Consider the following 11,752-nt stretch of genomic DNA (forward strand, 5'->3'; position numbering starts at 1 on the left):
TTATCTGATGGGCGCTGTCCGCAGGAAAAGATAGAGCGGCAGGCCACAGCTCACCCCAATACAGAACGTGGCGGGAATGGCAATCAGGCTGAGGAAATTGCGCCGCACGGCGACCTCGGCAATGATCCAGATGGTCAAAGTGACGGCCGCGATGGTCAGATCCCAGACCAGCCCGCTGGCGGCGGCATTGGCGTGCCAAGCGTCCACCATGGCGCTCAGGCTCCAGCCTTCGGCGTTGAACCATGTGATGAAGTAGTACATCGGATGGATCGTGCCCCAGACCGCGAGGGCGAGGTAGAGCATCCGCAAAAGCGACATCAGAAACTCTTGACCACGCCGACGGTGGCATAGCCCGACAGGCTGATCCCCGGCTCGGTCGGCGGTGTGGGCGCGGCCTGCCGTGGGGCGGACTGCGGCGGTGTGCAAGCGGCCAAGGCAAGCACCCCGGCCACCAGTGTGATCTGCAAAAGCGGCCTCATGACCCGGCCCCGAGCATCAGCGAGAACGGCCCGCGGCGCAGCCCCACCGCCGTCCCCACCGAGACGCCCGAAGAGGACATGGTGATGCTGCTGCTGGCCGTGGGCCGCACCGGCTCCCCATCCGCGCCACAGGCGGCAAGGCTCAACAGGGAAAGGGCCGCAAGGAGGCGTTTCACTTCAGGATTTCCTTCCAACGCTCAATCTGGGCACGCACCTGCGCGGGCGCGGTGCCGCCATAGGACATGCGCGAGTTTACCGAATTTTCGACGCCAAGCACGTCAAAAACGTCCTCCGTGATCTCGGCATGGACCGATTGCATCTGCTCGAGCGTCAGGTCGGGCAGATCGCAGCCCTGCGCCTCGGCCATGGCGACCAGCGTGCCGGTCACGTGATGCGCGTCGCGGAACGGCAGGTTCGGCACCCGCACCAGCCAGTCGGCGAGATCGGTGGCGGTAGAAAAGCCCGAGCCCGCGGCGGCGGCGAGGTTCTCACGCTCGGCCGTCATGTCGCCCACCATGCCGGTCATCGCGGCCAGCGCCAGCATCAGGTTGTCGGCAGCGTCAAAGACCTGCTCTTTGTCCTCTTGCATGTCCTTGGAATAGGCCAGCGGCAGCCCTTTCATCACCATCATCAGCGCGGTATTGGCGCCGAAGATGCGGCCCACCTTGGCGCGGATGAGCTCGGCGGCATCGGGGTTCTTTTTCTGCGGCATGATCGAAGAGCCGGTCGAGAAGCGATCCGACAGCGTCACGAAACGGAACTGCGCGGAGGACCAGATCACCAATTCCTCGGCGAAGCGCGACAGGTGCATGGCGCAGATGCTGGCGGCTGACATGAATTCCAGCGCGAAGTCGCGGTCGCTCACGGCGTCGAGGGAGTTCGCGGCGGGGCGGTCGAAACCAAGCGCCTCTGCCGTCATCTCGCGGTCAATCGGGAAGGAGGTGCCAGCCAATGCGGCGGCCCCCAACGGGCATTCGTTCATCCGCGCCCGCGCATCGCGGATGCGCGACAGATCGCGGCCAAACATCTCGACATAGGCCATCATGTGATGCCCCCATGTCACGGGCTGCGCGGTTTGCAGATGAGTAAAGCCGGGCATGACCCAATCCGCGCCCGCTTCGGCCTGAGACAAAAGCGCGCGGATCAGCGCTTGCAGCCCTTCGTCGGCGGCATCCAACTGGTCCCGCACCCAGAGTTTGAAATCGGTGGCGACTTGGTCGTTCCGGCTGCGGCCCGTGTGCAAGCGGCCTGCGGGCTCTCCGATCAGGTCTTTCAGCCGTGCTTCCACGTTCATATGGATGTCTTCGAGCGCGGCGGAGAATTCGAACCGGCCCTCTTCGATCTCTGACAAGATTGTGAGAAGCCCTTCCCGTATCGCGTCGGCGTCGTTATCAGTCAGGATGCCTGTGGCTGCCAGCATGGCGGCATGGGCACGCGACCCTTTGATGTCTTGCGCGGCCATCCGTTTGTCGAACCCGATCGAGGCGTTGATCGCCTCCATGATCGCATCCGGTCCGGCGGCGAAACGCCCGCCCCACATTTTGTTCGAGGTCGTGTCGGTCATGTTGAATACCCTTGGAGGGACGTATGAAAAATCTTGTGCTCGGCCTCGTTTATACGCTGCTTGTCGCAGGTGCAAACCCCGCCCTTGCCGGAACGGCTGACATCGCGGGGCTGCGCGAAGGGGACATGAAGAAACTCGTAATTCACGACGCGCCGCAGGCGGCCTCTGACGTGACCTTTGAGCGCGAGGACGATGGCGAGGCGATGTCGCTGGCGGATTACGAAGGCAAGGTCGTGCTGGTGAACTTCTGGGCCACATGGTGCGCGCCCTGCCGCAAGGAGATGCCGCAGTTGAACGCCTTGCAAAAGGAATTCGGCGGCGATGACTTTCAGGTGCTGACCATCGCCACGGGGCGCAACTCTGAGGAAGGGATCAAACGGTTCTTCGAGGAAGCGGGCGTCGACAGCCTGCCCCGTCACCAAGACCCGAAGCAAAAGCTTGCCAGCCAGATGGGCGTATTCGGCCTGCCGATCAGCGTGATCCTAGACCGTGAGGGGCGCGAGATTGCCCGGTTGCAGGGCGATGCGAAATGGGATTCCGACAGCGCCCGCGCGATCATCGCAGCCCTGATCGAAGACGGCGCCGAGAGCTAAGCGGCCAGGTCGGGCCTCCGCGCCAAGCCCTCACGCCACATGTTGCAGGATCGCGGCCTCCGAGGTGCTGAGATTGCGCCGCGCGAAACCACCATAGCTGTGCGGGTCCGTCTCTAGCTGCGGATGCGCCGCCAGCAGCCGCGCCCGGTCCTGCGCGCCAAGGCTGGTAAGCGGGGCCGAGGCGGGATGAAAGCTCTCGGTCTCGACACCATTGGCCCACATGACCTGATGCGCGGCCAGCAGGACGTGGATATAGGTCACCTCGCGCAGGGACATATCGCTGGCCACGCTGCGCCCGTTAATCAAATCTTTCGCGGCGACCAGCACTTCGTCACTGTTGAACAGATCACGGGCTTGCGCGCCTTGCAGCACGATCCGGTGGTCGGGTGAGACCAGCAGCGGGGCGTCAGGCCGGGCAATCCCCAAGGCACCGGGGCGGAAGCGCACGGGGCGCAGATGCGGCATGGCATGCAGCCGCGCGCCGCTCATCCGGCGGCTGCCGATCCACTCCAGCGGCTGCGCGCCATTGTCCTTGGTCTGGATCAGATCGCCCTCGCGCAACTCTTCGATCAGGGCGCTGCCCTTGGGCGTGCGGATGCGGGTGCCGGGGGTGAAACAGATCACCCCGCCGCGCTCGGGCCGGTCATCGCGGCACGGGGTCAGGGTGCTGTGCATCACCCAAAGCTCACTGTCGCGCGGGGGCAGTTCATCGACGAACATCAAGAGCGGCATCCGCCCCGGGCCTGCGTCGATCAGCGTTACGGTATAGGTCCGCGCACCGTTGGTGACCATGAAGCTGTCGTCAGGCAGCGGGGCCGTGCCGAGATCGCGCCGCGGCGCGGGCGGCTGCATGCCCCCCTCCTCCAGTGCGGCCCCGATCAGGCGCTGCACTTTGCGGGCCGCGCGTTTGCGCAACCGCTCTGCCCCGTCCGCCATATCCAGCCGCAGCACATCATTCGGCCCATCCACCCGGATGGTATCCCCACGCCAAGCCCAGGCCGAGCCCAGTTCGAGCGACTGCACCGGCGCGGCCTCCAGACCGTCGATCTCTGTTTGCGACCAGCTGATGACAAACGTGCCCCGAAAGCCCGTTTTCATAACTGCTCTGCCTGCCTCGTTTCTTATTGCCAGCAGCCTAGCAAAGCCGGGGGTCGCGCGAAAGATGGCGCGAATGTGGCGGCGCAACCTGTTGCAAATTGATCTTCACCCCTGCGGCCCCGGCGAAGCGCTGCGAAACGCTTGTAAATTGTCAGCGTCTTGGTAACGTCAGAGCGGTCAAACAGCCGGAGGCACCGCATGTCGGAAGAAGTACCCCCCACCCCGTCACGCCGCATCGTCTCGTCGCGTCATTTGGCCGAGGGCGATGGCTGGGAGGCCTCGGAACTCGAATACGGCATGATCATCGCCTACAATGCCTTCACCCGCTGGATGTCGCGTTGCATGGCGGCGGCGGGGAACGGCGAACTGACGCCGCTGGAAATCCTCGTGCTGCACAATGCCAACCACCGGGGCCGGGAGAAGCGGCTGACGGATATTTGCTTCCTGCTCAACATCGAAGACACCCATACGGTGAACTACGCCCTTCGCAAGCTGGTGAAGGCGGAATTGCTGAGCGCCGAGAAGCGCGGCAAGGAGGTGTTCTATCGCACCTCGCCTGCGGGTGCCGAGCTATGCGAAGCCTATCGCGCGATCCGTCAGGCGTGTTTTCTGGATGGCTTGCCGCGCACCGATATCTCGGGCGAGGAACTGCGCAAGATCGCGGCGCAGCTTCGGGCGATGTCGGGGCAATATGACCAAGCGAGCCGCGCGGCGGCCTCGCTGTAGAGCGCAGGCGCGAGGGCTGCCCCCCGCGCCCGCCAAAGCTTAGATCAGCGCGGCAATGGCACGCGCGGTGTCGTTCATGCGGTTCGAGAAACCCCATTCATTGTCATACCAGCTGACCACGCGGATCATGCCGCCATCGGTCACCCGCGTCTGATCGGGCGCGAGGGTGGAGGAATGCGGATCGTGGTTGAAATCGGTCGAGACCAGCGGCGCGGGCTCATAGGCCAACACGCCTTTCAATGCGCCATCGGCCGCCTCTTGCATCGCGGCGTTCACCGCCTCTGCCGTCGCGGGTTTCTCGGGCATGATGCACAAATCCACGAGCGAGACATTGGCCGTCGGCACGCGCACGGCGGAGCCTTCGAGCACGCCCTTCAGATGGGGGATCACCTCGGAAATCGCGGCGGCGGCGCCGGTCGAGGTCGGCACCATTGACAGGGCGGCGGCACGGCCCCGATAGGGGTCGCGGTGCGGGCTGTCGTGGGTCGGCTGGTCGCCGGTATAGGCGTGGATCGTGGTCATATAGCCAGTCTCGATCCCGAAGCTGTCGTCGAGCACCTTGGCCACCGGAGCGAGGCAGTTGGTGGTGCAGGACGCGTTGGAGACGATCACGTCTTCGCCGGTCAGCTCATCATGATTGACGCCGTAGACAACGGTGCGGTCCACACCTTTGCCGGGGGCCGAGATCAACACGCGTTTGCTGCCATTCTCCAGATGTTTCGCCGCCGCGTCGCGGGCGGTGAAGAAACCGGTGCATTCATAGGCCACATCAACGTCGCCCCATGGCAGTTTCGCCGGATCGCGCTCTGCCGTCATGCGGATGCTCTGGCCCGCCACATGCAGGGTGCCATCTTTCAATTCCGCATCCACCGGCAGGCGGCCATGGACGGAGTCGTATTTCAATAGGTGCAGCAGGTTCTCGGCATCGGTCAAATCGTTGATGGCAACGACTTCGATCCCGTCAAAGCCGTTCTCGATCAGCGCGCGCAGCACGCAGCGTCCGATGCGGCCAAAGCCGTTGATGGCGATTTTAGTGGGCATGGTGAATCCTCCGGTGGCCCGGTGTCGGGCGGATTGGCGCGGTTAGCGCTAACATAGCACCGGGTGTGGCGGAGTTCAATTGGCCTCAGGTAGGAAATCGGCGCCCTGTTTCAAGGCGCCGATTTTGGGCCTGTTTTCAGCCCGGTGTCATGAATGCGCGCGATGGCGGCGGCGCACGCTGTCGGGCCGCCCGGGCAGGCTGAGCCGCGCGTCATTGCGCGCTTGGCGTGAGATGACGCGCCCCTTGGCCACCACGCAGAGCCGGTCGGGCCGCAGGCGCAGCGCTTCAATCGGGTTGCCCGCGTCCAGCACCACCAGCGAGGCGGTCGCGCCGACGCGCAGCCCGTAGTCCCGCAACCCGAGGATCCGCGCGTTCACATGCGTCACCATGTCAAAGCAGCGGCGCATTTCCTCGGGCGAGGTCATCTGCGCCACATGCAGCCCCATGAAGGCCACGTCGAGCATGTCGCCCGTGCCCATGGAATACCACGGGTCCATGACGCAGTCCTGCCCCCAGCCCACGTCGATGCCCATGGCTTGCATCTCTTTCACCCGCGTGAGGCCGCGGCGTTTCGGGTAGGTATCATGGCGGCCCTGCAGGGTGATGTTGATCAGCGGATTGGGGATCGCGGCGACCTCTGCCTCGGCCATCAGCGGCAGCAGTTTCGAGACATAGTAATTGTCCATCGAATGCATCGAGGTGAGATGCGAGCCGGCCACCCTGCCCTGTAGCCCAAGGCGTTGGGTCTCATAGGCCAGCGTCTCGATATGGCGCGAATGGGGGTCGTCGGTCTCGTCGCAATGCAGGTCGACCATGAGGCCGCGCTCGGCGGCAAGTTCGCAGAGAGCGGTGACGGAACGGGCGCCATCGGCCATGGTGCGTTCGAAATGCGGGATGCCGCCCACCACGTCGACGCCCATGTCCAGCGCGCGGATCGTGTTCTCATGCGCCGTGGGGTCGCGGTAGAGGCCGTCCTGCGGGAAGGCGACGAGTTGCAGGTCGATGTAGTCTTTGACCGTCTCGCGCACGTCGAGCAGGGCTTCGACGCCCAGAAGACGGTCGTCGCAGGTGTCGACATGGCTGCGGATGGCCAGAAGGCCCAATGAGGCGGCCCAATCGCAGTATTCCAGCGCGCGGGCCTTGACCTCGTCCTGTGTCATTACCTCTTTAAGTTCGCCCCAGAGGCCGATGCCTTCCAGCAGCGTGCCCGAGGCGTTGATGCGCGGGGTGCCGTAGCTGAGGGTCGCGTCCATGTGGAAATGCGGATCGACGAAGGGTGGGCTGACGAGGTCGCCGCTGGCGTCGATGGTCTCGCGCGCCTCTGCGGTGGAGAGGTCTTCGATGGCGGCGATGCGGTCGCCCTTGATGCCGATGTCGGTGACGCGACCGTTGGGGAGCGTGCCGCCTTTGATGATGAGGTCGAACATGGGTTGGTCCTTTTCAGTTGTGTCCCGCCCGGACGCAGGCCGGGCAGCCCCCGGCCGCCCCCGTTTTGCCGGAGGCAAACCTACGGTTTGACGGCGGGGGCTTCACCCCCACCCGCGGCCGGGAGCAGCCCTTAGCGATCTGTAGCGAGCCTTTCAGCGCTCACCCTTATTAAACGGCACCATCAGCGCCGCTGGCACCTGCGCCCGGCGCGACATGACGACAAGCGCGAGGATCGACAGGATATAGGGCGCCATCAGGAAAATCTGGTAGGGGATGTCGGCACCGAGCGGCGTCTGCTGCACGCGGATTTGCAACGCGTCGAAGGCCGCAAAGAGCACCGCGCCCAGAAGCGTCTTTCCCGGTTTCCACGAGCCAAAAACCACCAGCGCGATGCAGATCCAGCCGCGGCCGTTGACCATCTCGAAGAAGAAGGAGTTGAAAGCCGACATGGTGAGAAACGCCCCGCCCACGGCCATCAGCCCGCTGCCAACCATGACCGCGCCGATGCGGATCGCCGAGACGCTGAGCCCCTGCGCCTCGACCGCCGCCGGGTTCTCCCCCGCCGCGCGCAGGGCGAGGCCCATGGGCGTGCGGTAGAGCACCAGCGTCACCACCAGCACCAGCACAAAGGCCAGATAGGTCAGCGGGGTCTGGTTGAAAAGCGCGGGGCCGATCACCGGGATCTCGGACAGAAGCGGGATTTCCAGCGGCTGGAAGGCCTCAATCTTTGGGGGCGAAGTCACTTCGGGCAGCGCGAGGCGGTAGCAGTAATAGGTGAGCGAGGTCGCCAAAAGCGTGATGCCAAGGCCGACGACATGCTGGCTGAGGCCGAAGGGCACGGTGAGCACGCCATGCACCAGCCCGAAGGCCATGCCCGAAAGCATCGCCACCGCGACGCCGAACCAAAGCCCGCCGCCGAGGTAGACGGTGAGCCAGCCGGCGAAGGCGCCGACAACCATGATGCCTTCGATGCCGAGGTTCAGCACCCCTGCCCGCTCGCAGATGAGCTCGCCCAAGGCGGCGAAGATCAGGGGCGAGGCGATGCGGATTGCGGCGGCCCAAAAGCTCGCCTGAAGGAGGATGTCGAGAATGTCCATCAGTCGCGCCTCACCCGGAATTTCGTGAGCATGATCGCCAGCACCATCGCCAGAAGCGCCAGCGCCAGCATGATGTCGGCAAGGTAGGTGGGCACACCGGCGGCGCGGCTCATGCTGTCGGCCCCGACGAAAATGCCGGCGACAAAAAGCGCCGCGACGACCACACCAAGCGGGTTCAGCAGGGCCAGCATGGCGACGATGATGCCGGTGTAGCCAAAGCCCGGCGAGATATCCAAGGTGAGGTTGCCCTTGAGCCCCGCCACCTCGGAAAAGCCCGCCAGCGCGGCAAGCCCGCCCGACAGCAGCGCCGTTTTGATCAGCACCGCGTTCACCGGGATGCCCGCGAAACGTGCCGCGGCGGGGTTCAGACCCACCGCGCGCATCTCGTAGCCCAGCGTGCTGCGACGCTGGATCACCCAGACGACGAGGGCCGAGATCAGTGCGAGGGCGAAGCCCCAGTGCAGCCGCAGCCCCTCCGCGATGCGCGGCAGACGCGCCTCCCCGATCAGCCGCGCGGACTTGGGCCAGCCGAGGCCCATCGGGTCCTTCAGCGGACCTTCGAGCAGCATCGAGACCCAGAGCAGCACGACGAAGTTCAGCAGGAGCGTGGTGACGACCTCATCGACGCCGAAGCGGGTTTTCAGGAAGGTCGGCACCAGCAGCACCACGGCCCCGGCGAGCATGGCGGCGAGGGCAATCGTCGGCAGCAGCGCAAAGCTGGGCCATGCCAGCGCGCCGGTGCCCAGCACCACGGTGACCACCGCGCCCATGTAAAGCTGCGCCTCGGCGCCGATGTTCCAAAGTTTGGCGCGGAAGGCGACGGCGACGGCGAGGCCGGTGAAGATCAGCGGCGTGGCGCGGTTAAGCGTCTCCAACAGCGCGAATTTCGAGCCGAAGGCGCCTTTGACGATCAGGCCCAGTACCGAAAACGGCTGCGCGCCTGCGACCATCGCCAGAAGCGAGGCCACGACAACGGTGGCGAAAAGCGCCAGCGCGGGCAGGCCCAGCGAACGGGTCCATGTGGGGTTGGCGACGGGTTCAAGCCGCATGAGAGGTCTCCTCGAATCCATCGCCCGCCATCCAGACGCCCAACTCGGCGGGGGTGAGCGCGCCACGGGCGAAGGGGGGCGAGAGGCGGCCTTCAGAGATCACATGGATCACGTCCGACAGCGCCGTGACCTCGTCGAGATCTTCGGAGATCAGCAGCACCGCCGCCCCGCGGTCGCGGGCGGCCAGCAGTTGTTCGTGCACGTAAGTCAGCGCGCCGATGTCGAGGCCGCGCACCGGTTGGTTGGCCAGCACGACCGACGGCGCGGTTTCCAGCACGCGGCCGAGGATCAGCTTTTGCATGTTGCCGCCCGACAAAAGGCGGATGCGGGTTTCCGGGCCGGGGCAGCGCACGTCGTAGCCCTGGATGATCTTGGCCGCGAAATCGCGCGCGGCGCGCCAGTTCATCCAGCCGTGGCGGGAAAAACCGGGGCGGGAGTAAAGCTCGAGCACCGCGTTCTCGGTGAGGTCGAAATCGGCGATGGTGCCGGTCTTGTGGCGGTCCTCGGGGATGCGGGCGATGCCCGCGCCGATGGCGGCATGGGGGGACCAGCCGCGCGGCGCGTCGCCCTTCACGTGAAACGTACCCGAGGCGGGGCGAATGAGCCCGCCGATCAGATCGGCAAGCGCGGTCTGCCCGTTGCCGGAGACCCCGGCGAGGCCGGTGATCTGGCCTGCGCGCAGCGCGAGATCGACGTTTTTCAGCCCCGGGGCGCTGCCGACATCCGGTGTCGAAACACCTCGAAGCGTCACCAGCGCGGCACCGGGATCGGCGCGTCGCACGACGGGTGCCGCGACTTCGCTGCCCACCATCATCTGCGCCATGGCGGCGCGGTCGGTCTCGGCGGTCTTGGCCTCGGCCACCAGCTTTCCGTGACGCAGCACCACGACGCGGGAGGAGATCGCCATGACTTCATGCAGCTTGTGGGAAATGAAAATGACCGAAAGGCCAAGGGCGACGGCCTTGCGCATGGTGGCGAAGAGGTCTTCGGTCTCCTGCGGGGTCAGGACGGCGGTCGGCTCGTCGAGGATCAGGATGCGCGCCTCGCGGTAGAGGGCTTTGAGGATCTCGACCCGCTGCCGTTCGCCCACGCTGAGGCTGCCGACCTGCGCATCGGGGTCCACGCGCAAACCGTAGTCCGCCATCAGCGCCACGATCTTTTGACGTGCCTGCGTCCTGCCAAAGCCGGGCCGCCAGATCGAGCGGGTGCCGAGGACGATGTTTTCCAGAACAGACATGTTGTCGGCCAGCGTGAAATGCTGGTGCACCATGCCGACACCAGCGGCGAGCGCCGCGCGGGGGTTGCCGGCGGGCAGACGCTGCCCGAACACTTCGACGAAGCCTTCGTCCGGCGTGTAGTGGCCGAAAAGGATATTCATCAGCGTGGTCTTACCCGCGCCGTTCTCGCCCAGCAGGGCAATGACTTCGCCCTGCCGCAGATCGAAGCTGATCGCGTCATTGGCGGTAAGCTTGCCAAATCGCTTGGTAATGCCATCGAGGCGCAGGACCACCTGCGCCTCGGGGTTTTGATCGGTCATTTAGTTGGACTTCGGCTCTTCGTCGTTGATCTCGACGGTGAAGGAGCCGTCCTTGATCGCCTGTTCACGCTCTTTGACCATGTCCATCGCCGCCTGCGGAACCTTGCCCTCGAAGGTGCCCAGAGGGGCGAGCGAGGAGCCACCCTCGGCCATGAAGGAATAGCGTCCGTAGTCGTCGGCCTTGAACTCGCCCCCCTTCACCGCGGCGATGGCGGCGTCGAGCGTCGGCTCGAAATGCCACAGGGCGGAGGCGACGACCGTCTCGGGGTATTCTCCTTGCGTGTCGATCACGTTGCCGATCGCCAGAACGCCCTTCTCCTGCGCCGCGTCCGACACGCCGAAGCGCTCGGCATAGAGCACGTCAGCCCCCTGCTCGACCATGGCGAAGGCGGTTTCCTTGGCCTTGGGCGGATCGAACCAGGAGCCGATGAAGCTGACCTGGAACTTGATCTCGGGGTTCATCTCGCGCGCGCCGGCCATGAAGGCATGCATCAGGCGGTTCACTTCCGGGATCGGGAAGCCGCCGACCATGCCGATGTTGCCGCTCTCGGTCATGGCGCCCGCAACGATGCCCGAGAGATACGCGGCATCCTGAATATAGTTATCGAAGACCGCGAAATTCGACAGCGCCTCGTCCTGCTTGAAGCTGGACCCCATCAGGAAGGCGACCTCGGGATAATCGGCGGCGACCTCGCGCGCCTCGGCCTCGGCGCCGAAGACCTCGCCCACGATCAGCTGGTTGCCGGCTTCGGCATATTCACGCAGCACGCGGGCATAGTCGGTGTTGGAGACATTTTCGGTAAATGTGTACTCGATGTCGCCCCGCGCCTGTGCTGCCTCGGCGGCCTTGTGGATGCGGCTGACCCACTGCTGTTCCACCGGCACGGTATAGACGCCCGCGAGCTTGATCGGCTCGGCGGCCAGCGCGCCCTGCGGCAAAAGGCTGGCACCTGCCAGCATGGCCGCCGTGCCCAATAGGAAGCGGCGTGTGAAATTGCGTTGTGTCATTTTATCCCCCGTTGGTTAGGTATTTTACCGTTTGATAAAATATTTTACCTGTCAAGCTTCTCCTGACCCTAGGTCAGCCCAAGCTTTTCCGAATAGGCGCCTTGTGCTGATTAATGTGGCAGTCAGCAGGC

At 64.9% G+C, this 11,752-nt stretch carries 13 protein-coding genes; 2 read left to right on the plus strand and 11 right to left on the minus strand.

The features are described 5' to 3' along the window. The 4 genes from ACGYK7_RS03640 to argH are packed head-to-tail and all read right to left on the minus strand — an operon-like array spanning position 1 to position 2,043. A complete protein-coding gene (locus ACGYK7_RS03640; protein WP_394399091.1) occupies positions 1–318 on the minus strand; it encodes a DUF2834 domain-containing protein in 318 nt (105 codons plus the stop codon). Further along, entirely contained in the window at positions 318–479 is a 162-nt protein-coding gene (locus tag ACGYK7_RS03645) for a hypothetical protein (RefSeq protein ID WP_394399093.1), read from the minus strand. Before ACGYK7_RS03645 ends, ACGYK7_RS03640 begins: the two co-directional genes overlap by 1 nt. After that, positions 476–655: a hypothetical protein gene (locus ACGYK7_RS03650; protein WP_394399095.1), complete on the minus strand. Its 180-nt coding sequence runs from the start codon at positions 653–655 to the stop codon at positions 476–478. The genes ACGYK7_RS03645 and ACGYK7_RS03650 overlap by 4 nt, the downstream gene beginning before the upstream one ends. Further along, positions 652–2,043, minus strand: a complete 1,392-nt coding sequence (argH, locus tag ACGYK7_RS03655; protein WP_394399097.1) for an argininosuccinate lyase — start codon at positions 2,041–2,043, stop codon at positions 652–654. The genes ACGYK7_RS03650 and argH overlap by 4 nt, the downstream gene beginning before the upstream one ends. Positions 2,044–2,066: 23 nt before the next feature. On the opposite strand from argH, the gene ACGYK7_RS03660 reads away from it, so the two are divergent. Continuing rightward, complete coding sequence (locus ACGYK7_RS03660) at positions 2,067–2,636, plus strand: TlpA disulfide reductase family protein (RefSeq protein ID WP_394399099.1); 570 nt, start codon at positions 2,067–2,069, stop codon at positions 2,634–2,636. 30 nt (positions 2,637–2,666) lie between these two features. Here the strand turns inward: ACGYK7_RS03660 and ACGYK7_RS03665 are convergent, their stop codons facing one another. Beyond that, the gene (locus tag ACGYK7_RS03665; protein ID WP_394399101.1) at positions 2,667–3,734 is read right to left on the minus strand and encodes a Hint domain-containing protein; all 1,068 of its coding nucleotides are present in this window, start codon (positions 3,732–3,734) and stop codon (positions 2,667–2,669) included. Positions 3,735–3,932: 198 nt separating this feature from the next. On the opposite strand from ACGYK7_RS03665, the gene ACGYK7_RS03670 reads away from it, so the two are divergent. After that, entirely contained in the window at positions 3,933–4,460 is a 528-nt protein-coding gene (locus ACGYK7_RS03670) for a winged helix DNA-binding protein (RefSeq protein WP_394399103.1), read from the plus strand. Positions 4,461–4,499: 39 nt separating this feature from the next. Here ACGYK7_RS03670 and gap read toward each other — a convergent pair whose 3' ends face one another. The 6 genes from gap to ACGYK7_RS03700 form a co-directional block, all read right to left on the minus strand. Beyond that, a complete protein-coding gene (gene gap / locus ACGYK7_RS03675; protein ID WP_394399105.1) occupies positions 4,500–5,501 on the minus strand; it encodes a type I glyceraldehyde-3-phosphate dehydrogenase in 1,002 nt (333 codons plus the stop codon). Positions 5,502–5,648: 147 nt separating this feature from the next. Beyond that, entirely contained in the window at positions 5,649–6,929 is a 1,281-nt protein-coding gene (locus tag ACGYK7_RS03680; RefSeq protein WP_394399107.1) for an amidohydrolase family protein, read from the minus strand. A 153-nt stretch (positions 6,930–7,082) separates the two neighbouring features. After that, positions 7,083–8,027: an ABC transporter permease gene (locus tag ACGYK7_RS03685; RefSeq protein ID WP_394399109.1), complete on the minus strand. Its 945-nt coding sequence runs from the start codon at positions 8,025–8,027 to the stop codon at positions 7,083–7,085. Beyond that, complete coding sequence (locus tag ACGYK7_RS03690; RefSeq protein WP_394399111.1) at positions 8,027–9,076, minus strand: ABC transporter permease; 1,050 nt, start codon at positions 9,074–9,076, stop codon at positions 8,027–8,029. The genes ACGYK7_RS03685 and ACGYK7_RS03690 overlap by 1 nt, the downstream gene beginning before the upstream one ends. Next, positions 9,066–10,613, minus strand: a complete 1,548-nt coding sequence (locus ACGYK7_RS03695; RefSeq protein WP_394399113.1) for an ABC transporter ATP-binding protein — start codon at positions 10,611–10,613, stop codon at positions 9,066–9,068. Before ACGYK7_RS03695 ends, ACGYK7_RS03690 begins: the two co-directional genes overlap by 11 nt. Then, the gene (locus ACGYK7_RS03700) at positions 10,614–11,621 is read right to left on the minus strand and encodes a BMP family protein (protein WP_394399115.1); all 1,008 of its coding nucleotides are present in this window, start codon (positions 11,619–11,621) and stop codon (positions 10,614–10,616) included. Between the last annotated feature and the right edge of the window lie 131 nt (positions 11,622–11,752).

The sequence above is a fragment of the Sulfitobacter sp. 1A15299 genome (assembly GCF_043556915.1).
Classification (GTDB): domain Bacteria; phylum Pseudomonadota; class Alphaproteobacteria; order Rhodobacterales; family Rhodobacteraceae; genus Sulfitobacter.